The sequence below is a fragment of the Bradyrhizobium neotropicale genome, from assembly GCF_001641695.1.
In the GTDB taxonomy this organism is placed as follows: Bacteria; Pseudomonadota; Alphaproteobacteria; order Rhizobiales; family Xanthobacteraceae; genus Bradyrhizobium; species Bradyrhizobium neotropicale.
On record NZ_LSEF01000033.1, the window covers coordinates 77837 to 100767 of the forward strand.

At 64.7% G+C, this 22931-nt stretch carries 22 protein-coding genes; 15 read left to right on the forward strand and 7 right to left on the reverse strand.

Annotated features, from left to right (window positions below):
- Window positions 1-28 precede the first annotated feature (28 nt).
- Entirely contained in the window at window positions 29-2779 is a 2751-nt protein-coding gene (locus AXW67_RS08495) for an HAD-IC family P-type ATPase (RefSeq protein WP_063677497.1), read from the forward strand.
- 19 nt (window positions 2780-2798) lie between these two features.
- On the opposite strand, the gene AXW67_RS08500 is transcribed toward AXW67_RS08495, so the two are convergent.
- The 3 genes from AXW67_RS08500 to AXW67_RS08510 all read right to left on the reverse strand — a co-directional run bounded on the left by AXW67_RS08500 (window position 2799) and on the right by AXW67_RS08510 (window position 7891).
- Window positions 2799-3701 (reverse strand): polyphosphate kinase 2 family protein, encoded by a 903-nt coding sequence (locus tag AXW67_RS08500; RefSeq protein ID WP_063677498.1) that lies wholly within the window; start codon window positions 3699-3701, stop codon window positions 2799-2801.
- A gap of 194 nt (window positions 3702-3895) precedes the next feature.
- Complete coding sequence (locus AXW67_RS08505; protein ID WP_082907832.1) at window positions 3896-6352, reverse strand: TonB-dependent receptor; 2457 nt, start codon at window positions 6350-6352, stop codon at window positions 3896-3898.
- A gap of 174 nt (window positions 6353-6526) precedes the next feature.
- Window positions 6527-7891, reverse strand: coding sequence for a histidine kinase (locus AXW67_RS08510; RefSeq protein ID WP_063677500.1), 1365 nt, complete (start codon window positions 7889-7891; stop codon window positions 6527-6529).
- 203 nt (window positions 7892-8094) lie between these two features.
- Between AXW67_RS08510 and AXW67_RS08515 the strand changes: the two genes are divergently transcribed.
- Complete coding sequence (locus AXW67_RS08515) at window positions 8095-8715, forward strand: response regulator (protein ID WP_027551102.1); 621 nt, start codon at window positions 8095-8097, stop codon at window positions 8713-8715.
- 77 nt (window positions 8716-8792) lie between these two features.
- Window positions 8793-9638: an S-formylglutathione hydrolase gene (fghA, locus tag AXW67_RS08520; RefSeq protein ID WP_063677501.1), complete on the forward strand. Its 846-nt coding sequence runs from the start codon at window positions 8793-8795 to the stop codon at window positions 9636-9638.
- A 169-nt stretch (window positions 9639-9807) separates the two neighbouring features.
- Here the strand turns inward: fghA and AXW67_RS08525 are convergent, their stop codons facing one another.
- On the reverse strand, window positions 9808-10311 hold the full coding sequence (locus tag AXW67_RS08525; RefSeq protein WP_035684349.1) for a DUF3280 domain-containing protein: 504 nt from the start codon (window positions 10309-10311) through the stop codon (window positions 9808-9810).
- A gap of 130 nt (window positions 10312-10441) precedes the next feature.
- On the opposite strand from AXW67_RS08525, the gene AXW67_RS08530 reads away from it, so the two are divergent.
- The 6 genes from AXW67_RS08530 (at window position 10442) to AXW67_RS08555 (ending at window position 15290) form a co-directional block, all read left to right on the forward strand.
- On the forward strand, window positions 10442-11623 hold the full coding sequence (locus AXW67_RS08530; RefSeq protein ID WP_063677502.1) for an ABC transporter substrate-binding protein: 1182 nt from the start codon (window positions 10442-10444) through the stop codon (window positions 11621-11623).
- 8 nt (window positions 11624-11631) lie between these two features.
- The gene (locus AXW67_RS08535; protein ID WP_063677503.1) at window positions 11632-12600 is read left to right on the forward strand and encodes a YVTN family beta-propeller repeat protein; all 969 of its coding nucleotides are present in this window, start codon (window positions 11632-11634) and stop codon (window positions 12598-12600) included.
- A complete protein-coding gene (locus AXW67_RS08540; protein WP_063677504.1) occupies window positions 12597-13406 on the forward strand; it encodes an ABC transporter ATP-binding protein in 810 nt (269 codons plus the stop codon). The genes AXW67_RS08535 and AXW67_RS08540 overlap by 4 nt, the downstream gene beginning before the upstream one ends.
- Entirely contained in the window at window positions 13403-14251 is an 849-nt protein-coding gene (locus AXW67_RS08545; RefSeq protein WP_063677505.1) for an ABC transporter permease, read from the forward strand. The genes AXW67_RS08540 and AXW67_RS08545 overlap by 4 nt, the downstream gene beginning before the upstream one ends.
- The gene (locus tag AXW67_RS08550) at window positions 14248-14862 is read left to right on the forward strand and encodes a hypothetical protein (RefSeq protein ID WP_063677506.1); all 615 of its coding nucleotides are present in this window, start codon (window positions 14248-14250) and stop codon (window positions 14860-14862) included. Before AXW67_RS08545 ends, AXW67_RS08550 begins: the two co-directional genes overlap by 4 nt.
- 125 nt (window positions 14863-14987) lie before the next feature.
- Window positions 14988-15290: a copper-binding protein gene (locus AXW67_RS08555; RefSeq protein ID WP_027551110.1), complete on the forward strand. Its 303-nt coding sequence runs from the start codon at window positions 14988-14990 to the stop codon at window positions 15288-15290.
- A 443-nt stretch (window positions 15291-15733) separates the two neighbouring features.
- On the opposite strand, the gene AXW67_RS08560 is transcribed toward AXW67_RS08555, so the two are convergent.
- Window positions 15734-16288, reverse strand: a complete 555-nt coding sequence (locus tag AXW67_RS08560; protein ID WP_063677507.1) for a PQQ-dependent catabolism-associated CXXCW motif protein — start codon at window positions 16286-16288, stop codon at window positions 15734-15736.
- Window positions 16285-17169 (reverse strand): substrate-binding domain-containing protein, encoded by an 885-nt coding sequence (locus tag AXW67_RS08565; RefSeq protein ID WP_027551112.1) that lies wholly within the window; start codon window positions 17167-17169, stop codon window positions 16285-16287. Before AXW67_RS08565 ends, AXW67_RS08560 begins: the two co-directional genes overlap by 4 nt.
- Before the next feature lie 141 nt (window positions 17170-17310).
- Here AXW67_RS08565 and AXW67_RS08570 point away from each other — a divergent pair, with 141 nt between their 5' ends.
- Entirely contained in the window at window positions 17311-18237 is a 927-nt protein-coding gene (locus AXW67_RS08570) for a quinoprotein relay system zinc metallohydrolase 2 (RefSeq protein ID WP_063677508.1), read from the forward strand.
- 76 nt (window positions 18238-18313) lie between these two features.
- Window positions 18314-19132 (forward strand): quinoprotein dehydrogenase-associated SoxYZ-like carrier, encoded by an 819-nt coding sequence (locus tag AXW67_RS08575; RefSeq protein ID WP_063677509.1) that lies wholly within the window; start codon window positions 18314-18316, stop codon window positions 19130-19132.
- 52 nt (window positions 19133-19184) lie between these two features.
- Here AXW67_RS08575 and AXW67_RS08580 read toward each other — a convergent pair whose 3' ends face one another.
- The gene (locus tag AXW67_RS08580; RefSeq protein WP_063677510.1) at window positions 19185-19544 is read right to left on the reverse strand and encodes a hypothetical protein; all 360 of its coding nucleotides are present in this window, start codon (window positions 19542-19544) and stop codon (window positions 19185-19187) included.
- Window positions 19545-19630: 86 nt separating this feature from the next.
- Between AXW67_RS08580 and AXW67_RS08585 the strand changes: the two genes are divergently transcribed.
- Genes AXW67_RS08585 through AXW67_RS08600 form a run of 4 tightly spaced genes read left to right on the forward strand, consistent with a single transcriptional unit; the run spans window position 19631 to window position 22906 of the window.
- Window positions 19631-20605: an ABC transporter substrate-binding protein gene (locus AXW67_RS08585; protein ID WP_063677511.1), complete on the forward strand. Its 975-nt coding sequence runs from the start codon at window positions 19631-19633 to the stop codon at window positions 20603-20605.
- Between the two features lies 1 nt (window position 20606).
- On the forward strand, window positions 20607-21344 hold the full coding sequence (locus AXW67_RS08590; protein ID WP_027551117.1) for an ABC transporter permease: 738 nt from the start codon (window positions 20607-20609) through the stop codon (window positions 21342-21344).
- Window positions 21334-22062, forward strand: a complete 729-nt coding sequence (locus tag AXW67_RS08595; RefSeq protein ID WP_063677512.1) for an ABC transporter ATP-binding protein — start codon at window positions 21334-21336, stop codon at window positions 22060-22062. Before AXW67_RS08590 ends, AXW67_RS08595 begins: the two co-directional genes overlap by 11 nt.
- A 49-nt stretch (window positions 22063-22111) precedes the next feature.
- Window positions 22112-22906 carry a pentapeptide repeat-containing protein gene (locus AXW67_RS08600; protein ID WP_430648706.1) on the forward strand — a complete coding sequence of 265 codons (795 nt, stop codon included), beginning with the start codon at window positions 22112-22114 and terminating at the stop codon, window positions 22904-22906.
- Window positions 22907-22931: the final 25 nt, after the last annotated feature.

A 22931-nucleotide genomic window follows, 5' to 3' on the forward strand; every position in this document is an offset into this window, starting at 1 on the left:
TTGGACGTCGGCCGGTAGGCGAAATAGCATGAGCGCAGCAGCGAATGCGACCACGACCAATGAGGTGACGCCCTGGCACGCGATACCTCAACACGAGGTCGTGGAGCGACTTGCTACCAGCTCCGAGAAGGGGCTTGCTCCGGCTGAGGCCGCGGTCCGACTTCAGAAATTTGGTCAGAACCGCCTCCCCGAAGGCAGGAAGCGCGGCTGGTTTTCGCGGCTCCTCGCACAGTTCAACAACATCCTGGTCTACGTGCTGCTCGCCGCAGGGTTCACCAAGCTGATGCTGAACCTGTGGGTCGACGCGGCAATCATCTTTGGCGTGGTCGTTCTCAACGCCTTGCTTGGCTTCATTCAGGAGGGCAAGGCGGAGAAAGCGCTGGATTCCATTCGCAACATGCTGTCCGCGGAAGCACGGACGGTGCGCGGCGGCGAGACCCGCATGATTCCTGCGGAGCAACTCGTCCCGGGGGACGTCGTGCTCCTGGAGTCGGGCGACAAGATTCCTGCGGATCTGCGGCTCATCGAGACGAAGAACCTGCGAACCGAAGAGGCGGCCCTCACCGGTGAATCGGTGCCGGCGGAAAAGACCGTCGATGCCGTGCCCGCGAACGCGACCGTCGGGGATCGCGAAAGCATGGCATTTTCCGGCACAATGGTCGTGTCCGGACGCGCAACCGGGATCGTCGTCTCGACCGGCAATCAGACCGAGCTCGGCCGCATCAACCAGCTCCTCGCCAGCGTCAGTCCGCTCGAGACTCCGTTGCTGCGCCAGATCAAGAAATTCGGCTACGCCATCACCGGGGTAATCGGGGTGATCAGCGTCCTCATCTTCGCCTACGGCAAGTGGGTGAAGCACATCGACTTTGTGGAGCTCTTCCAGGCGGTCGTCGGCATCGCCGTATCGCTCATTCCGGAAGGACTGCCTGCGCTCATCACGATCACCCTGGCCATCGGCGTGCAGCGCATGGCCCAGCGCAACGCCATTATCCGGCGGTTGCCTGCCGTCGAAACGCTCGGCTCGGTGTCGCGGATCTGCTCGGACAAGACAGGCACGCTCACGCTCATGGAGATGATGGTGGTGTCCGCCGTCACGGCCGAGGCGACGTATCAGGTCACCGGCGACGGCTATTCTCCCGAGGGGCAAATCAAGAAGGACGGACAGCCCGCGGCTAAGGACCCGGTGCTCACGCTGATGGGGCGAGTGTCCCTGCTCTGCAACGACGCGGAGCTGTTCCAGGAGGAAGGCACCTGGAAGGTGGAGGGCGATCCGACCGAGGGCGCGCTCTATCCGTTCGCGGCCAAGCTCGGCATGGATCGGCAGCTCGAGCAAGCTGCATCTCCGCGTATCGATGCCATTCCGTTCGAATCCGAGCACAAGTTCATGGCGACGCTCCAGAGAGGAGCGAGCGGCGAGCAGGTCCTGCTCGTCAAGGGCGCCCCGGAAGTCATCCTCGAGCACTGCGATCGCCAGCAGACCGCCGACGGCCAGTCGAGCCCGCTCGACCGCGATCACTTCCTGAAACAATCGGACAGACTTGCGGCCCAAGGCGAACGTGTGCTGGCGTTCGCGTGGCTACAGAATCCGAATGTGAAGGCCGGCGGTCTCACAGCGGCCGATCTGCCAAGGACGCTCGTCCTGCTGGGCCTGATCGGCCTCCTGGATCCGCCGCGCAAAGAGGCCATCGAAGCCGTGAAGGAGTGCCAAGGTGGTGGCATCCGCGTCACCATGATCACCGGCGATCACAAGATCACCGCCGCAGCCATCGCCAAGATGCTCGGGCTTGGCGACGGAAAGACCGCAATCACGGGCGCCGAAATCGAGAACATGGACACCGCGACGCTGCAGGAACGCGTTCGCGCCGTTGACGTCTTCGCGCGCGCCAGCCCCGAACACAAGCTGCGTCTGGTGAAAGCGATCCAGGCCAACAATCAGATTGTGGCGATGACAGGCGATGGTGTGAACGACGCGCCCTCTCTCAAGAAGGCCGACATCGGGGTCGCGATGGGTATCAAAGGCACCGAGGTCACGAAGGAAGCTGCCGAAATGATCCTGGCCGACGACAATTTCGCCTCGATCTCCGCTGCGGTGAAGGAAGGGCGCACTGTCTACAACAACATCGAGAAGGCCATGCTATTCATGCTGCCGACCAACGTCGCGCAGGCGCTGGTCATTGCGGTGGCAATCTTTGTCGGGTTCACCATGCCGATCACCGCCCCGCAGGTGCTCTGGGTCAATATGGTCACCTCGGTCGCGCTCGGCCTTGTCATCTCCTTCGAGCCGCACGAGATCGATGTGATGCACCGGCCTCCGCGCGCGGTAGACCGCCCGATCGTGACCGGCTTCGGAATTTGGCGGATCATCTTCGTCGGCTTGGCGCTGCTTACCTACACCTTGCTGGCGTTCTTCTGGATGACGGCGCAAGGCGCATCGGATGGGCTTGCCCGAACGGTCGCCGTCAATGCCATCACAATCGGCCAGGTCTTCTATTTGCTGAACAGCCGCTACCTGCTTGATTCGTCGCTCTCCCTGAAGGCGCACCTGGGCAACGCGTACTTGCCGCTCGGCATCATTGCCGTCGTGATCCTGCAACTGATCTTCACCTACGCGCCGCCGGTCCAGGCGTTGTTTGGCAACGAATCCATCCCGCTTTGGGTGTGGCCCTGGCTGCTTGCGGGCGGCCTGCTGTTCTTCCTCGTGGTGGAGGCAGAAAAGCTTGTCATTCGCTCGTCAAGCACCTTGCGAAAGGTTGTTGTCGCCGCGGAAGCGGGCGCGTGAGCGGCTCGAGCCACGCAAGTCAGGCTTCGCGCGCAAGTTCCGCACGGGCCGCGGCCAACTCCTTCTTCTGCTCCGGGCTCACCTTGGGATATGCAAGGTTGAGCTTCTCCACGGCCTCCACGATTGCCGCGGCGACGACAAGGCGGGTGAACCACTTGTTGTCGGCCGGCACCACGTACCACGGCGCGTGCTCCGATGCAGTGGCGGCGATCGCCGCCGCGTACGAGCCCATATAGTCGTCCCAATACCTGCGCTCCTGCACGTCCGACACAGAGAATTTCCAGTTCTTCTCGGGATTGTCGAGGCGCTTCATGAAACGCTTCTTTTGCTCGCCGCGCGACAAATTCAGGAAGAACTTGAGGATGACTACGCCCTGTCGGGTCAGGTACTCCTCGAAGTGCGCGATGTCCGCAAGCCGTTCGTCCCAGATCCGCGCGCCCATGAACGCCGGCGGTAGCCTCTGCCGTTTCAGGATCTCCTCGTGAACGCGCACAACGAGGACCTCCTCGTAATAGGAACGATTGAAGATTCCGATCTGCCCACGCACCGGCAGGCGCGTGACATAGCGCCACATGAAGTCGTGCGCGAGCTCCTCTTGTGAGGGTTGCTTGAATGAAGAGACCTGGCAGCCCTGCGGATTCACCCCCGACATGACGTGTTTGATCGTGCTGTCCTTGCCAGCGGCATCCATGGCCTGGAACACGAGCAACAGCGACCAGCGGTCCTGGGCATAAAGCATGTCCTGCTCTTCTGCGAGCCAGCGCGTGCCGCGTTGAAGAAGTTCGGCGGCCTCGCCCTTTTCCATGTTCAGACCGCACGTGTCGCCGGGGTCGAAATCCCTGAGCTGAAAGCCCTTGCCGCTGGCAATGCGGAACGGGTGGGTGTACTTCTGAATCTGGTCGAGAATTTCTTTTCTCGGCATCGAGTGTCCTCCCCTCATAAGATCATAAGACAGAGACAATCTCGCGCTGTCTGCTCAACGGCGGCGGGCTTGACTTGCGCCTCGACAGCCTTGATGCGCCGTGCCTTATCCTATCATGGGGACAGGGCTCTGTGTTCGCGGCTTGATTGCCGCGCGCGCCGCGTCGTTCGCCGCGATCGCAGCGCAATGCGAGCTCAGAACGTGACCCGCATCCCCGCGTAGAACGCGCGCGGCCTAGCTGGGCTGAGCGAACGCGGATCGGTGAATTCTGCGCCGCCATTGGCAAAGTTGGGCAGCTTCTCCCTGTCGAAGAAGGTGCCGAGAGTCGAGTAGCGGTTGTCGAAGAGGTTGTCGACACGACCGTAGATCTGGAGATTCTTGGTGACCTGGTAGGAGGTGTGGAGATTGAACACGGCATAGGACGGCAACTTCGGAAACTGGTTGGAGTCGTCGCCGACGAAATACTGGCTCGAGACAAAGAGCGCGTCGCCTCCGACCTTCCAGACGTCGGTAACAGCGTATTCGACACTGGCCTTGACGAGGTGGCTCGGCAGGCGCGGAATGTGGTTGCCCGGCAGGACCTGGATGATGCCGCCGACGGCGAAGGGGCTCTCAGAGCCGATCTGGAACGCGTCGAGGAAGCGCGCATCCAGGAACGCGTAGCTCGCCTGGAACTGGAGGACACTCGACTTGATGCTCACCTCGGCTTCAACCCCCTGCCGGCGCGTCGAGCCGACGTTCTGGAAGAAGCCGAATCCCGTTAAACCCGGACTCGCGACCGCAAGGATGTCGTTGTTGTTGGTGGCGCGGTAGGCGCCGATCTTCCAGCCGAGCGAGCCGATGTTCAATTCCCTGGTGCCGCGGAAGCCCGCTTCCACAGTTTTGGATACGACTTGCTGCAGTGACGGATCGGCGATCAGGAACTGCCCAATGATGCACGGCCTCGTCGGATCGGCGCAGCCCAGTTCGAGCGGGGTCGGCACCCGGTTGGCTTCGGAATAGCCCGCATAGGCGGTCACTTCAGACGTGATCTTGTAGGTACCGCCGATGACCGGATTGAATCGATCATAGGTATGATCGCCATTGAGCGCGGTGCCGAGCTGGTCCATCAGGGTGACGCGGGCCGCATTGAAGCGCCCGCCTGCGGTCACCGCGAAGCGATCATCAACGTTGAACGTGTCGAGCGCATAGAGCCCCTGATATTGGTTGACGGTACGAAGCGACACCGGGCCAATCGATGTCGGGTCGCCGGACTGGCCCAGGAATATCCCGCTGCCCGTGACGGCGTAGTTCGTGCCTATGGTTGCCAATTCGGCGCTGCCGGTGAAGCGCGTGCTGCTGACGTCATAGGTCGCGCCGATCACGAAGCGGTTCTCGTGACCGAAAAGCTGGTCGCTGTTGGTCGCCTGCCCGGATACGCCAAACGTGGTCGATCTCGTGGTGGTGCGATCGATCTCGCCGAGTATGGCACCCGGCGCAAAGGGATTGACGAGCTGAGCGCCATTGAGGCCGTTCGCCGGCGCTTGGAGGCCGGTCAAAGGGTTGACGTCGCCAAAGCAAAGCAGCGTCGCATCGGCGTCGCAGGGCTGCGTATCGGTCGGATTTCCGTCCACGGTATTCTGTCTGAAGCCCCGCAGATGCGCCGTGCCCTCGAAGGTCCAGGTCGGCGTCGCCTCCACCTTGCCGGTCAGGTTGAGATAGCCGACCTTGTTGGAAGTGGTTTGCGGCGTTGTATAGGTCGCGCCCCAATATTGCTGGAGCAATTCGGCCGGAACGGTGCTGGGTCCCGCCAGGGAATTGTTGGCGACGCCCATGTTGAGGTGGAATTCGTTGCCTTCGAAGCGATACCCGACATCGCCATAGAAGCGCCGGACGTCCGATGACGAGAAGTTGCGGAAGCCATTGTCGTGTACGCCTTCGAGCGCGCCGTAGACCGCCCAGTTGTTGTCGACCTGCTTGCCCCATTGTGCAGAGCCCTGGATGCGGCCGAATGAGCCGCCCATGATGTCGATCTCGGCGCCGTGATAGTTGAAGCCGTTCTTCATCTGCAGATCGATGGCGCCGCCGAGCGCGTTGAGGCCGTACGCAGGATTGTTGGTCACGACCAGCGCCGATCGGATCGCAGCCGTCGGGATCAGATCCCAATTGACGGTGTCGGAAAACGCCTCGTTGATGCGCACGCCGTTCTGATAGACGGCGAGCCCCTGCGGCGTGCCGGCCAGAGGTGAAGCGACGAAGCCGCGAAACTGCACGTCAGGCTGGAATGGATTGCCGGTCACCTCATTGATGCTGAGACCTGGCACGTACTGCTGCAGGGCGACGGCGATATCCGGCGAGCGGGTGCGGCTGATCTGGTTGGCATCGACGGCGTTGATCGCCGAGGGAACCTTATCGACCTCGAGGCCTTTGCCACTGCCGGTGCCCGGCGACGTCGGGTAGACGTAAAGCCGCGTCTTTGGCTTTCCAGAGCCCGCGACGACGCGTGCCTGTGTGCGCGTCGTGTGGCGTCTCGGCGCGGGCTGCGGCGCCACCACCTCGACCGCCGGCAGATTCTGGACGTTGGTGTCCTCGTCCTGCGCCGCCATACCGGCGTCAGTCCAGAGCACCAGCCCCGTCGACATCGAGGCAATCAACAATTTGCGCACGCCCATCCCCTGCCGTCCCACCCGCAAACACATTCTTTTTCTGCGGCTGCTTTCTCTCGCCGTTTGGTTGAGGCGAGTGTAATCGCCGGTCGCGGTCGCGCCAGCCACAAAAGGTCGGGCGATTTCCGCGCCCATCTTCCCGACGATTTCGGGAATTTTTCCCGATCACCTGCGGCGCGATCAGGCCGCCGCTGTCGGAACCAGCGCTTCCACGGTGACGCCCCCCTCTCCGGACGCAATGTCGAGCGTGCCGCCCAACGCCAGAATCCGCTCCCGCATGCCGACCAGACCGAAGCCGAGCTTCTGGCCCGGCTCCATGCCGCGGCCATTATCGCTGACCCGCACCCGGGCACAGCCGCGGCCGTCGCGGACACCGTTGGACTGTCCGGCCGGCTCGATGAGGACATTGACCGAAGTCGCGCCGGCATGGCGGAACACGTTGGTGAGCGCCTCCTGCACGATGCGGTAGATGGTGAGGTCGGCGGTCTCGCCGGTGACCCCAAGCGCCGGCGAGATCGTGGTCTCGATCGCCACGTCGGGGTGCGATTCGCGCCAGAGCCGCGACAGCGATTCGAGCGCCTTGCGCAGGCCAAGCTCGGCGAGGCCGACGGGCCGGAGGCGCTCCAGCACGCGGCGATTGAACTGCTGTAGCGCGTTGATCTGCTCCAGCATGGCGCTGCCGTGCTTGCGCACGGCCTCCGGGCTCGGCGCCCGCCCGTCCGACAGTTTCGCCAGCGCGCTCGCATGCGCGCGCAGGGAGAACAGATATGGCCCGAACTCATCGTGCAACTCGCGCGCGATCTCCTTGCGCTCCACGTCCTGCAGCGATACGGCGCGTTCGGCGAGCCGGCGCTTGTCTTCAACGGCCTCCCCCAGCGTCGCCGCGAGATGGTTGAGCTTGGCGCAGATCGCGGCGAGCTCGGGCGCGCCGCCCGGCTTGACGCGGGCGTCGTAGCGCCCGCTTTCGAGGGCGGACATGGCCTGCGCCAGCGACTGGAGCGGCTCGAGCGCGCGGCCGACCACCGTCATGGTCACCAGGAACAGCGCGAGCGCGATCACCGAGCCGACCTCGAGTTGCGTCACGATGCCGTCCCAGATCTCGGCGATCTCGTCATTCGGATGCGAGGTGATCACGAGCGAGCCGGGCTTGCCGTGGATCGAGACGGGCACGCTGACGGCGGTCTGATCGGGATGAACCAGGCTGATGAACCAGGCCGGCGGCCCGTGCGCGTCGTCTTCTGCCTCGGCCCGCGGCGGCGTGAGCGGGTTTCCGTCGGCGTCGCGCAGCGCGATGCTGACGTGGCGCAGGCGGTTGAGGTCGCGGGCGATCTGGTTCAGCTTGGCTTCGGGATCGGGCGCTTCGTTGAGATCGGCAACGATCATCTCGATGAACTCGCGCGCGAGCCGGATCACGCTCTGGTCCTCGGCCTGCACGCGCGGCCCCGCCTCCGCGACCTGGCGGGCGATGTTGACGGCGAGCCCCAGCGCAAGCAGCAGCGCCAGCAGGAGGTTGATGCGCCCGCGCAACGAGAGATTTTGCCACATAGGTGTGTCCGTGACCCGCGAAGGTTTGCCCGCGCCTGTCCGATGACGTTGACAGACCCGAAGCGCCCGATATCTAATCGCAAGCGTACAGCAATCTCGACCGCGCTGCATGGTCAGATGAGGAGCGCGCCGAAAGCAGGCGCCGTCTCTATCCGAACCATGCGGCGCAAAAGCAGGTCGCGGCGCTGTCGCGAGGAACGCTTATGCGCATTTTGATCGTTGACGATCATCCCATCGTCGCCTCCGGCTGCCGAGCCGTGCTGGCCGACGAAGGCGAGATCGACATTTTGGAAGCCGCCGACGCCGAAAGCGGCGAGTGCGTCTTCATTGTCGAGCGTCCCGACATCTGCGTGATCGACATCAACCTGCCGACCGTCTCCGGCTTCGAGCTCGCGCGCCGCATCCTCGATCGTGCGCCCGAGGCCCGCATCATCATGTTCAGCATGAACGACGACCCTGCCTTCGCCGCGCGCGCGATCGAGTGCGGGGCCAAGGGCTACGTCTCCAAGACCGGCGACCCCGACGACCTCGTCGAGGCGATCCGCGCCGTCGGCAACGGCGGCACCTACTTGCCGAGCGCGATCGCGCGCAGCATCGCCTTTGCCGGACCTGCGCTGGCGCAAAATCCGCTGGCGAAGCTGAACGCGCGCGAGATGGAGATCCTGCGGCTGCTCAGCGCGGGAAAAAGCCTGTCCGAAATCGCCTGGCTGGTGCAATCGTCCTACAAGACGGTCGCCAACACCTCCTCGATCATGCGCCAGAAGCTCGGGGTGAAGACCTCGGTCGAACTGGTGCGGCTGGCGATCGACAGCGGCGTCGCCTGACGAAGCGAGCGCCGGCACATATCGGTCACACAAGCGTTGCAATCATCATGTGGTTAGGCGCCACGGAGTATTAGGGCATGACGATCCAGACTGTCTCGACCAACAAATCCTATGGCGGCGTGCAGGGCGTGTACCGCCATGCGAGCGCCGTCACCGGCACCGATATGGTGTTCTCGGTCTATGTTCCGCCGCACCCGGATGGGGTGAAGCTGCCGGTGGTGTGGTATCTCTCCGGCCTCACCTGCACCCATGCCAACGTCACCGAAAAGGGTGAATTCCGCCGCGCCTGCGCCGAGCTCGGCCTGATCTTCGTCGCGCCCGACACCAGCCCGCGCGGGCCCGACGTGCCCGGCGATCCCAACAACGCCTATGATTTCGGCCTGGGCGCCGGCTTCTACGTCGACGCCACGCAAGAGCCGTTCGCGCGCAACTATCGGATGTGGAGCTACGTCACCGACGAGCTGCCGAAGCTCTTGGCGGAGAATTTCCCGGTCGATGCCAAGCGGCAATCGGTGATGGGCCATTCGATGGGCGGCCACGGCGCGTTGACGGTGGCGCTGCGCAATCCGCACCGCTATCGCGCGGCCAGCGCCTTCGCCCCGATCGTGGCGCCGTCGCAGGTACCGTGGGGCATCAAGGCGCTCACCGGCTATCTCGGCCCCAACAAGGACGCCTGGCGCAGCCATGACACGGTCGCGCTGATCGAGGACGGCGCGGAGTTTTCCGGCTTCATGGTCGACTATGGCGATGCCGACAATTTCCTGAAAGAGCAGCTCCGTCCCGAGCTGCTGGAGGCCGCCTGCACCAAGGCCAACATCCCGCTGACGCTGCGGCGCCAGGCGGGCTACGACCACAGCTACTACTTCATCTCCACCTTCATGAGCGACCATTTGCACTGGCACGCAGGGAAGTTGGCGGCGTGAAGGTTGCTCTCCCCTCCCCCTCTCCCCGTTCTTACGGGGAGAGGGTTGGGGTGAGGGGCTGCATCCGCAAAGCCGCTAATGGTTGGACTCGCGGAGAGTCCCCCTCACCCGGAATTTGCTCTCGCAAATTCCGGCCTCTCCCTGCAAGCGGGGAGAGGCGAAGATCCCCCTACTCCGGCTTCCCGTAGTTCGGCGCGAGCAGGCGGTTGCGGATCAAATAGCTCATGGCGCGGGTCCAGGATTCGTCGGTGTTGCCGCGCATGTCCGCGCTGGCAACGGTGATGAGACTGCCCGTCTTCACGTCGCGCAGGTAGATGTTCAGGTTGATGATCAGGTTGGAGACCTTCTGCACCAGGCCGGTGATCTCGAGGTCGGCGCCCAATTTGCCGGCGAGTTCGACGTCGCAGCCGCCGCAGGCCTGCAAATTGCTGCGATGGGCGGCATCCCGGACCGGCGCGATGTCGAGCAGTTGGAACCTGCCTGACTCCGCCAACTCCTTGCGCAGCTGCTCACTGATGCGACCGAGCCGTTCCTGCTCCGGCTTCGAGCCGTAGAACTCGCCGGGCAGGCTGGTGTCGAGCAGCTCGAAATCGAACACCGCGAGTTTCGGCGGATCGGCGAACGCGACCGATCCCAAGAGCAGCAGGACGACGATCGACGACAGCGCTCGCATGATCGTGATTCCAGCCCGTGCGCGCATGAGGACGAAATGCGGGGTTGCAAGCCATGCCAAATTGGTCATGCTTCCAGCAGAAACAATTCTCCACCGGCGGTCAAGCCGGGGAGAACGCGACGGAGGATACATGATCCGATGGTTGGTCGGCCTGCTGGCCTTAAGTCTTGCGGCGACGCAGGCGCTGGCCGCTGACCCCATTGAGATCGGCGTCGGCTATCTCGGCGTTGCCGGCACGAAGTCGACGCTGTCGCTGGTCGAGCAGCCCGCCGAGAATGACGGTATCGCCGGCGCGCGCCTGGCGATCGAGGACAACAACACCACCGGAAAATTCCTCAACCAGCGTTTCACGCTGGAGGAGCGTCGCCTGAAGGAAGGCGAGGACCCGGTCCAGGCCGCCACCGCGCTCGCCGAGCATAACGGCTTCATCATTGCCGATCTTCCCCCCGATGCCCTGCTGAAGGTTGCCGACGCCTTGCGCGACCGCGGCACGCTGCTGTTCAACGCCGGCGCGATCGACGAGCGGCTGCGCGAGGCCGATTGCCGCACCAACGTCATCCACACCGCGCCGACGCGGTCGATGCTGGCGGACGCGCTCGGCCAGTATCTGGTGTGGAAGCGGTGGTCGCGCTGGCTGCTCGTGGTCGGCTCGCATGAGGAGGACAAGCTCTATGCCGATGCACTCAGGCGCGCCGCCGCGCGGTTCGGCGCCAAGATCGTGCAGGAGCGCACGTTCGAAGACACCGGTGGCGCACGCCGCACCGATTCCGGCGTGACGCTGATCCAGCGCCAGATGCCAGTCTTTACGCAGCAGGCGCCGGCCTATGACGTGCTGGTCGCCGCCGACGAGAGCGAGGTGTTCGGCGCCTACCTGCCCTATCGCACCTGGGATCCGCGGCCCGTCGCCGGCTCGGCAGGCCTCGTGCCGCGCAGCTGGGACGCGGCGCAGGATCAGTGGGGCGCGATCCAGATGCAGAACCGCTTCATGAAGCTGAATTCGCGGCGGATGACGGCGCTCGACATGCAGGCGTGGACCGCGGCGCGCATGATCGGGGAAGCGACCTCGCGCACCAATTCCGGCGATGCCAGGAAGGTCACCGATTTCATCAAGGGACCGGACTTCTCGGTCGCCGCCTTCAAGGGCACGCGGCTGACCCTGCGCGACTGGAACCTCCAACTGCGCCAGCCGATCCTCCTGGTCGACGGCCGCATGGTCGTCTCGGTCTCGCCGCAGGAAGGCTTCCTGCACCAGGTCTCGGAGCTCGATACGCTCGGCTATGACCGCCCGGAGAGCAAATGCAAGCTGAAATGAGGACGATAATGTCGCGCATGTGGCGTGTGGGGCTGCTTTCCGGACTGGCGCTCGCGGCGGCGCCGGCGCACGCGTTCATCGCCTATGTCTCGAACGAGAAGAGCAACACCGTCTCGGTGATCGATACCGACAGCTGGACGGTGACCAAGACCATCAAGGTCGGCCAGCGCCCGCGCGGCATCGAGTTCTCGCGCGACGGCAAGTTCGTGATGGTCGCGGTCGGCGACGACGACACCATCCAGGTGATCGATGCGAAGACGCAAGCGGTGGTGGACAGCCTGCCGTCCGGCCCCGATCCTGAATTGTTCGCCCAGGACGCCGCCGGCAAGATCCTCTATGTCGCCAACGAGAACGACAACACGGTGACTGTGATTGATCTGGAAAAGCGCGCACGGCTCGGCGACATCCAGGTCGGCGTCGAGCCCGAAGGCATGACCATCAGCCCCGACGGCAAGACGCTGATCAACACGTCGGAAACGACCAACATGGCGCATTTCATCGATACCTCGTCGCGCCAGATCGTCGCTAACGTGCTGGTCGACGCGCGGCCGCGCTTTGCCGAGTTCAAGCATGACAGCACGGAATTGTGGGTGTCCTCGGAGATCGGCGGCACGGTGTCGATCATCGATCCCAAGAAGCATGAGGTGATCGGCAAGGTCGCATTCGAGATTCCGGGCCTGCGGCGCGAGGCGATCCAGCCGGTCGGTATCGGCATGACCAAGGACGACAAGACCGCCTTCATCGCGCTGGGCCCCGCCAACCGCGTCGCCGTGGTCGATACCGCCACGCGCAAGGTGACGAAATATCTGCTGGTGGGCCAGCGCGTCTGGCATATGGCGTTCACGCCGGACGAAAAATACCTGCTCACCACCAACGGCGTCTCGAACGACATCTCCGTGATCGACGTCGCCGCGCAGAAGGTGATCAAGACCATTCAGGTGGGCGAACTGCCCTGGGGCATCACGATCGCGCCATGACCAGCCCTGCTCCCATCGCCGATCAACGCGAGGCCGCGCCGAAGCCCGATCCGGCCACAGTGCCGGCGCTGTCGATCGACGGCGTCAGCCATTCCTACGGCCCGCGCCGGGCGCTGATCGACGTCTCCTTCAGTGTCGCGCCGGCAAGCTTCACGGCGCTGCTCGGCCTCAACGGCGCCGGCAAGAGCACGCTGTTTTCGCTCATCACACGCCTGTTCGGCATCCAATCGGGACGCGTCGCCATTTTCGGTCATGACATCACCGGCTCACCTGGCGAGGCGCTGCGGCTGCTCGGCGTCGTATTCCAGCCGCGCACGCTCGATCTCGACCTGTCGCTGACGCAGAACCTGCTCTATCACGCCGCCCTCCACGGCATCAGCCGGCGCGAGGCGGCCGCACGCAGCGCAGACCTGCTCGGCCGCATCGGGCTTGCCGACCGTGCCGGCAACAAGGTGCGCGATCTCTCCGGCGGACAAATGCGGCGGCTGGAGATCGCGCGGGCGCTGCTGCACCGGCCGCGCCTCTTGCTGCTGGACGAGCCGACCGTCGGCCTCGACGTCAAGGCGCGGGCCGACATCATCAGCCATGTCCGTCAGCTCGTGACCGAACAGGGCATCGGCGTGCTCTGGGCGACGCATCTGTTCGACGAGATCACCGCAAGCGACGACCTCGTGGTGCTGCACCAGGGCAAGGTGCTGGCGAAGGGCCCCGTCGGCCGCGTTATCACTGAGGCAGGCGCGCAGGATGTCAACACCGCCTTCATGCGCCTGACCGGCGCGCAAGTCATGCCGGGAGGCGGCGCATGAGCAGCATCACGACGCGCGACGCGCCGCGCGGCTTCTCGGCCTCGGAGTACATGACCTGCCTCACCGGCATCGTCTGGCGCGAGGGCCTGCGCTTCCTGCATCAGCGCGAGCGCTTCATCTCCGCGCTGGTGCGCCCCCTGGTGTGGCTGTTCATCTTCGCCGCCGGCTTCCGCCAGGTGCTCGGCATCTCGATCATCCCGCCTTACGAGACCTACATCCTCTACGAGGTCTATATCGCGCCGGGGCTGATCGCGATGATCCAGCTCTTCAACGGCATGCAGTCCTCGCTCTCGATGGTCTATGACCGCGAGATGGGCAATATGCGCACGCTGCTGGTGAGCCCGCTGCCGCGCTGGTTCTTGCTGTTCTGCAAGCTGCTCGCGGGCACCGCGGTGTCGCTGCTCCAGGTCTATGCGTTCCTCCTGATCGCCTGGTTCTGGGACATCACCCCTCCCCCATCAGGCTATCTCACCGTGCTGCCGGCGCTGATCCTGTCCGGATTGATGCTGGGCTCGCTCGGCATGCTGATCTCCTCCGGCATCAAGCAACTCGAGAACTTCGCCGGCGTGATGAATTTCGTGATCTTCCCGATGTTCTTCGCCTCCTCTGCGCTCTACCCGCTCTGGCGGGTGCAGGAGGGCAGCCCCTATCTTTATTATGTCTGTGAGGCCAATCCGTTCACCCATGCGGTGGAGCTGATCCGCTTCGCGCTGTATGGACAGATCAACTGGATCTCGCTGGCGGTGGTCGCGACCTGTACAATCGTCTTCATGATCGGGGCGATCTATGCCTATGATCCATCGCGCGGACTGGCACGACGCGGGCCCGCGGGAGGCGAAGGATGAGATTGGGGATCGTGACCATGGCCGCACTGGTGCTCGCAGCCGCGAGCACGGCCGCGCGCGCGGCCGATCCGCGCTATCCCAACTGGCCCTGCACGCAGGCCAAGGTTCCGGAGATCTCGCTCGCCGCTGTCTGGGGCGGGCCGCCGCTCGACGACGTCCAGAACAAGTGGAAGGACGACGCGAAGATCAGCGGACTGGTCTCAAAGCTATCGGCGCGGAAGACGCCGCTGGACGAGGCCGAGAAGTCGGTGAAGGAATTTCTGGCAGCTTCCGCCTCCGACAAGACCACGAACGCAAAACTGCTGTTCGCCGGCCTGTTCGACACGCTCAACGCCCAACGCTCCCAGGTCATGAGCGGGCTCGAACGCGTCAGCCGCAAGCAGCGCGAAGCCGCCGACAAGATCCGCGACGAGACCCTCCAGCTCCAGGCGCTTCAGGGCGCGACGCCCCGCGACGAGACCAAGATCGAGGCGCTGAGTAATCAATTGGTCTGGGAGACCCGCATTTTCGAGGACCGTCGCAAGGTGGTGCGATTTGTCTGCGAGGTTCCAACCACGATCGACCAGCGCCTGTTTGCGCTTGGACGCGTGGTCCAGCAGGAAATGGAATAGCGTCAGCCTCGCTGACAGCTCACGAAAAGTTCCTGGATTGGCCCCGCTTTTGCCGCGCTATCTGCCGGAACCAAATCGATTTATCATGTCTTGTCGAAGTGAATCCTAGACGTCGGGAGGCCTCGATGGGAACAGCAAAATTCATCTACGCAGGAGCTGCGGCCATCGGCATGCTTGCGTCACCGGCATTTGCCGCTGACGACATGACCGGAATGATCACGAGGATCGACCGGCTCAACAACACGATCTCCATTCAGCAGATGCAGAAGGGAACGGTCGGTGGCAGCGCGGGCGGTGCCGGCGCGCTTCAGGAGTACAAGGCGAAGGATGCCGGCATGCTCGAAAGCGTTCACGCCGGCGACAGGGTGACGTACTCCGCGACCGACACGAACGGCACCGGCACGCTGACCAAGCTTCAGAAGCAGTAGCTCTCAGCGCGTGGTCCTCTCCCCGCTTGCGGGGAAGGCAATCGCATATGAGAGAGTTTGGCAGGCAGCCTCCTTGCGGCCCATCCTTCGAGACGCCCGCTTTTGGCGAGCTCCTCAGAGCCTGACTCAAAAAGAGGATGAGGTCTTGTCTTGCGGCAAAAATCTTAGACCCTCATGGTGAGGAGCGCCGCCTTACGGCGCGTCTCGAACCATGAAGGCCGAGCGCGCGCCGCAAGGGCATATGCGATAGCCCTGCCGCTTGCGGGGAGAGATCGGAACTCGCGCAACGCGCGGATTCCGGGTGAGGCGGAGCGTCCGCGAGTCCGACTGGCACTGTGAAACGAGGATAGAGCCCCTCACCCCACCCCTCTCAGCGCGAGCGAAGCTCGTCGCGACCCGCAAGAACCGGGCGAGGATCACGCAGCTCGGCTCCAAAACACGGCTCACTGCTCGGAGCGCGGCTCTGGCTGCGCCGCTTCGGTGGGAAGGCTCGCGCGTTCCCAGCCGTCGGTGCCGTCCGGGTACCAGGCGACGTTGGAATAGCCGTAGGCGCGCGCGCGCTTGGCGGCGTTCCAGGACATCCAGCAATCGGCCTGGCAATAGATCACGAGCGGCGCGGCCTTGTCGCCATGCGTCGCATGTGCGAGCCCGCGGCGGAAATAGTCGTCCATGGCAGGCGATAGCGCGCCATAGCCGGCGTCGGGCAGCCAGATGCTGCCGGGAATGTTGTTGCGCGGCATGTCGCGCCAGACCGTGCCCGCGGGAAGGCTCGGCTTCGGCGGACGCGGCAGCACGTCGACGAAGGCGGCGCTCTTCGCCCGCCAGATCGCCTCTGCTTGCGCGGTCGAGAGCACGCGCGCGCCTTCCAGCGTCGCCGGCACCGGCGCGCGGTAATTGTCGGTGCGATAGCCCTCAGGCTCGAACGGCTCCTGCTGCTGCGCGAGTGCCGGCACCGCCAGCGCGACGGCGACGAGCGCAGCAGCAAGAGGCTGTCTCATGGCGTCTTCTTGGCGGTCTCCGCGCCGAGCGGCCGGTCGCTCTCGTCGAGCAGCGGGACGCCGAAGTCGATCAGGATCTTGTTGATCTCGCCCTGATTCTCCTGGATCAGCTTGTTGAGCTGCCGCTTCCAGTTCTGGTCGGCAGGACGCACACCCATGCCGATGCGATAGACGAGCTTCGGCCCGGTGGTCTCCTTGACCAGCGGCGTGACATGCAGCGAGGCGCCGGCCTGCTTCGCATAGAAGCCCGCCATCGGTCCCCACAGCACGCCAGCATCGATCGTGCCGGCAGCAAGATCATCGATCATTGCCTTGGCGGAATTGTCAAAGCGCGTGTCGATCATCAGCGGATAGGGCTTTGCGTCGCCCATCAGACCGGCGATGGCCATGTTGGTCGCCGGCGGCGTTCCGGCGATGATGCCGATGTGCTTGCCCTTGAGCCGCGCGTCCTCGAGCGTGTCGACGTCCTCGAGCCCACTGCCCGCCTTCGCGACCAGCGCATAGGTCGTGCGGTAATAGGGATTGGTGCCCTGCACGAGATCGTCGCCCTGCGGGAAACCCATGATCACGTCGCAGCGGTGCGCGCCGAGCGTCATGCGGACGAAGCCGGTGGCCTGCGGGAAGTAGACGTAGTCGAGGGTTTTCTGAAGTTTTTCGGCAAATAGCTGGGCGAGCTTGTTCTCAAAGCCCTCGCCCTTCTCATTGGAGAAAGGCATGTTGCGCGGATCGGCGCAGACGCGCAGCACCTTCGGGTCGACCAGCTCGAACGAGAGGTCGCCGCTGTCGTTGGTCTGTGCCCGTGCGGCGCCGCCCACGACGAACATTGCGGCGATCGCCAACAGCGAGAACAACCCGCGACGATGTCGTCCGGCCTCCGTCATCGCGCTTCCTCCTCTTGTCTTGATTGAATGCTATCCATGGATCACGTTACGCGCCATGGACGGCGAAGTTTCTCTATGACTTCGCTTGGGGTTTGTCTTGTTGCAGTGCAATGCCGCGATGATCGGAACTGAGGCGTAAAGATGGCGCATGTCGCTCTGGTGATCGCGGTGCTTGCCCTGCTGGGGCTGCCGACGCTAGCACGCGCAACCCCTCCCGAATTGCCTGTGAGCGAAGTCGCACCCGGAATTTTCATGCACGCCGGGTCAATTGCATTGATGAATTCCGAGAATGAGGGCGCCATTGCCAATGTCGGCTTCATCGTCGGCAGCGACGCGGTGGCCGTGATCGATACCGGCGGCAGCGTCCGTGAGGGCGAGGCTCTGCTCGAGGCCGTGCGGGCCCGCACCGACAAGCCGATCCGCTACGTCATCAATACGCATGGCCATCCCGACCACATCTTCGGCAATGCCGCCTTCGTTGCGCAAGGGACCAGCTTCGTCGGCCACAGCAAGCTGCCGCAGGCGCTTGCCACGCGCGGGCCGTACTATCTCGACAATTTTCGCCGCATCATGGGCGACGAGCTGATCGCGCCGGTGAAGATCGTGCCGCCCACCCTGCTCGTGTCGGACACCATGACGCTCGATCTCGGATCGCGCCGCCTGAGCCTGCGAGCCTGGCCTGCCGCGCACAGCGACAACGACCTCACGGTGTTCGATGAGACGACGAAAACCCTGTTCGCGGGCGACCTCGTCTTTCTCCGCCATGTCCCGGTGATGGACGGCAGCATCCGCGGCTGGCTTGCCCTGCTCAAGGACCTGGAAGGCATTCCCGCGCAGCGCGTCGTTCCCGGTCACGGACCCGTGACCGACTGGCCTGCCGCGTTGGCCGACGAACGGCGTTATCTCCAGACATTGCTTACCGATGTCCGCGCGCTCAACAAGAAGGGCGAGCCAATCCGGGCTGCTGCGGACCAGGCGGCGGCGTCGGAGCGGCCTCATTGGGACCTCTTCGAGGACTACAACGCGCGCAACGCAACCGCAGCATTTTCGGAAATTGAATGGGAGTAGCGGGCGCGCTACGCTGACCCAGGGATCAGCTACGCTGACTCCGGGATTACTGCTTCGCCTGTGCGGGACCACGACCATGACGGGACACATTCTCCGCCTGCCCTTGATCGCCGCGCTGCTCGGCATCGCTCTTGCCGCGCCGGTGCGCGCCGAGGAGGCCTATGATCCCTGGCCGGGCCTCGTGCAGGACATCTTCAACAACCGCCCGATGAACGACGGCAGCGACGTCGTCGGCATCGAGATGCCCTATCGCGCCGAGGATGCGGCGATCGTTCCCGTAACCCTGCGCAGCAAGCTGTCGCCCGGCGATGCGCGTCGCATCCGCGCGATCACACTCGTGATCGACCGCAACCCCGCGCCGATGGCGGCGAAGTTCGAGCTCGGGCCGGACGCCAACGTCACGGAGATCTCCACACGCGTGCGCGTCAACAACTACACCGCCGTCCATGCGGTGGCCGAGCTCAGCGACGGCCAGCTCTATGTCTCCAAGACCTATGTGAAGGCCTCCGGCGGCTGCTCGGCGCCGGCGGGGAAGAACGCCGAGGAAGCCAGGAACCGGCTCGGCCAGATGCGCTACCGGCAGTTCGCGCGCGAGGACGCGCCGGCGAGCCGCATCCGCGAGGCGCAGATCATGATCGGCCATCCCAACAATTCCGGGCTCCAGATGGACCAGATCACGCATCTCTATATCCCGGCCTTTTTCGTCAACCAGCTGAAGCTGACGCAGGACGACAGCCTCGTGCTGGCGATGGAAGGCGGCATCTCGATTTCGGAAGACCCAAATCTGCGCTTCACCTACGTCTCCAACGGCGCCAGGCGCTTCCGCGCCGAAGCCAAGGACACGGATGGACACGTGTTCCGCAACGAGTGGGACGTGGAGAAGCCGGGGACGTGAGTGGCGCGATCTCCGCCTCTTCCTTTGTGGGAGAGGGTGGATCGCCGCACGGCTAGAAGCACCTCACCTCGGCCTCCGCCTGCGCGCGGCGGAGATCGTTCACGGCGGTGTTGGCCTGTTCGGAGGTGCGAAACTGGGTGCCAAGATTGCCGCGGACCTGGGACATGCTGAGCGCGGTCTCCGCGGTGACGTAGCGCTCATAGGGCACGATCGAGGCGACCACGTCGATCGAGCAGGAGCATTGCTCGATCGACTGCCGCGTCTCGCCATTGGCCTTCATGCAGCCATAGACATATTCAGCCCGCGCAGAGGTCGGATAGTCATTTGCCTCCTCGGCCCGCGTCGCGCATGCGGTCGCGGCCACCACCGCCAATGCGGCGACAATCGGTCGTACCCGTTCCGCGAAACTCATGAGCGTCCTCCCGCTGGTTGCGACCGAAACTATGCTATGCCTATTGTCCTGAAAAGAACTCGTTGGTGGAAACGGCTCACAGGGTGATGAGATATCTTGCACGAATAGTCGCGCTGTCGGCCGCGCTGGCGCTTCTCGCGCCCGCCCACGCCGCGGACACGATCCGCCTTGCGGTGCAGAAAACCGGAACATTCTCCTGGGAACTGGCCACGATCCGCGCAGGTGGACTCGACAAGGAGGCCAATCTATCGCTCGAGGTGACGGAGCTTGCGAGCACCGAGGCCGGCAAGATCGCGATGCGCGCAGGCAACGCCGACATCATGCTGTCGGACTGGCTCTGGGTGTCGCGCGAACGCGCGCTCGGCGCCAAGCTGACCTTCTATCCCTATTCCAGCGCGCTCGGCGCGGTGATGGTGCCGGCCTCCTCGCCGATCAAGTCGCTCACCGACCTCAAGGGACGCAAGCTGGCGGTTGCCGGCGGGCCGATCGACAAGAGCTGGCTGCTGCTCCAGGCGCGGATGAAGCAGGACGGCATCGACCTGAAATCGGAGGCGACCATCGTCTATGGCGCGCCGCCCTTGCTGGCGGCCAAGGCGCTCGACGGCGAGATGGATGCGAGCCTCAATTTCTGGAATTTCTGCGCGCAGCTCGAGGCCAAGGGCTTTCGCCGCGTCGCCGGCATCGAGGACATTCTGCCGAAGCTCGGCGCCAAGGGCCCGGTCTCCGCCGTCGGCTATGTCTTCGACGAGACCTGGGCGGCGAGCCATCGCGACGCGGTGGCGCGCTTCATCGCGATGACCCGCAAGGCCAAGCAATTGCTGGTGACGTCGGATGCGGCCTGGGAGAAGGTCGCCCCGCTCACCGGCACGACCGATGCGGCCATGCTAAAGACCTACCGCGACCGCTATCGCGACGGCATTCCGCGCCGGAGCATCGATGACGAGGAGGCCGACGCGCGCGTGCTCTACCGCGTGCTGGCCGAGATTGGCGGCCGCGATCTGGTCGGGCCGGCGGGCGAGCTCGACCCCGGCACGTTCTATCACGCGGTTTCCGGAGACTGAGGTGCTGCGTCTTTTGTCGTTTGCCCTGTTTCTCGCGATCTGGTGGATCGCAGCGCTGTTCGTGGGCGGCGTGAAGCTGCCCTCCCCACCTGCGGTGCTCCAGGTGATGATGGCGGAAGCGGCGAGCGGCGCGCTATTCCTGCATCTCGGTGCCACGCTCGCGCGCGTCGTGCTCGCCTTCGTGCTGGCGATGTCGCTCGGCAGCGCCATCGGCTACCTGATGGGACGGGTGAAGCTCGCCGACCGGCTCGGCGATCCCTGGCTGATCCTGCTGCTGAACCTGCCGGCGCTGGTCGTGATCGTGCTGGCCTATATCTGGGCCGGCCTCACCGAGGCCGCCGCGATCGCGGCGATCGCCATCAACAAGCTGCCGACCGCCGTGGTCACGCTGCGTGAGGGCACGCGCGCGCTCGACCGCTCGCTCGACGAGATGGCCGCGGTATTTGCGATGTCGCGCTGGCGCGCGTTCCGCCACGTGGTACTGCCGCAGCTTGCGCCCTATATCGCGGCCGCCGCCCGCTCCGGGCTGTCGCTGGTCTGGAAGATCGTGCTGGTCGCCGAACTCCTGGGACGGCCGAACGGCGTCGGCTTCGAGATCGGCGTCGCGTTCCAGCTGTTCGACACGCCGCGGCTGCTCGCCTATTCGCTGACATTTGCCGCGGTCGTGCTCGTCATCGAAACCCTGCTGGTGCAGCCGTTCGAAGCCCGCTCAACACGGTGGCGCCCCCGTGCGGCTTGAGGTCGACATCACAGGCAAGACCTTCCGGAGCGCGGCCGGCGAAACGCATGAGGTGCTCGCGCCGGTCCGCTTCTCGCTCGGCGTCGGCGAGGTCGGCGTTCTCGTCGGCCCCTCCGGCTGCGGCAAGAGCACGATGCTGCGCATCATCCTGGGCCTCGACCGCGACTTCCAGGGTGACGTCACACGCCCCCCGAACGCACGCATCGGCATGGTGTTCCAGGAGCCGCGTCTGCTGCCGTGGCGCTCGGTCGAGCAGAACGTGCGGCTGGCGGCGCCGGAGATCGACGAGGCGAAGCTCACCGAACTGTTCAGGATTCTGGAGCTCGACGCGCACCGCAGCCACTTCCCCGGCGAGTTGTCGCTTGGGCTCGCCCGCCGCGTCGCGCTCGCCCGCGCCTTCGCGGTCGAGCCGGACCTCCTGGTGCTCGACGAGCCGCTCGCCTCGCTCGACGATGCCCTGGCCGGCCGTCTGCGTGAGGAGATTGCAACGCTGGTCGCAAGCCGGCCGGTGATGACGCTGCTCGTCACGCACAGCCTCGACGACGCCGTGCGTCTCGGCGACCGCCTGTTCTTCCTGTCGCCGCGACCGGCGCGGATTCTGGCCGAAGTGCCGATCGCCATCCCGCGCGCTGCGCGGGGCGAGGCCGAGATCGCCGCGATCAAGGCGGGCCTGGTGCGGCGGACCCAGGGCGAGCGCGCCGGCCGGGATGTCTCATAGCAACCCGTGCCGCTTGCGTGCTAAAATGGACCTCAAGCGGAGCCTCATGATGAAGGCGACGGTTGTACTGATAGCTCTCGGCCTCGTGCTTGCCGCACCCGCGGCCAACGCGCAGGACATGATGCGTGGTGTCGACCTCACCTCGCCGGCGATGGTGTCGGCCGAGATGAGCCGGGCGGAGGTCGAAGCCATGCTCGCAAGAGCGAGCGCGACCGCGCCCGCCGACTTCACCAGCAAGCGGCTCTCGGGCCTCGACCTGTCGGGCCTCGACATGTCCGGCGCCATTTTTCGTGCAGCGCGGCTGAACAAGACCAAGCTTATGGGCGCTCACCTCGATCGCGCGATCCTGGATCAGGCCTGGCTGCTGGAGGCCGATCTCACCGGCGCAAGCCTCAAGGGAGCCAATTTGTTCGCCGCGCAAATGCCGCGCGCCCGCCTCGACGGCGCCGATCTGACCGGTGCCCGCATCGCCGCCGATCTCACCGGTGCAAGCCTCAAGGGCGCCTCGATCGCGGATGCACATCTCGGCGCCGACATGCGCAACCAGTCGATGGGCCTGATGCGCGCCGTCCTGCGCTCGGCCAATCTGGAAGGCCTGAATGCGCGCAACGCCGACCTCTCGCGCGTCGATCTCGAATTCGCCGTTCTCAAAGGCGCCGATCTCACCGGCGCTTCGCTCAAGGGCGCCCAGCTCGGCGGCGCCGATCTCAGCGGAGCAACCGTCGTCGGCACCGATTTCGAGGGCGCCGATCTTGTGTCCACCAGGCTGATCGCACCGATCGGCCTTGACCGCGCCAAGAATTTCGACAAGGCAAGAAACAGCGAGCGCGTCATCAGGGAATGACGGCGTGATTTGGGAGGAGCAGCGG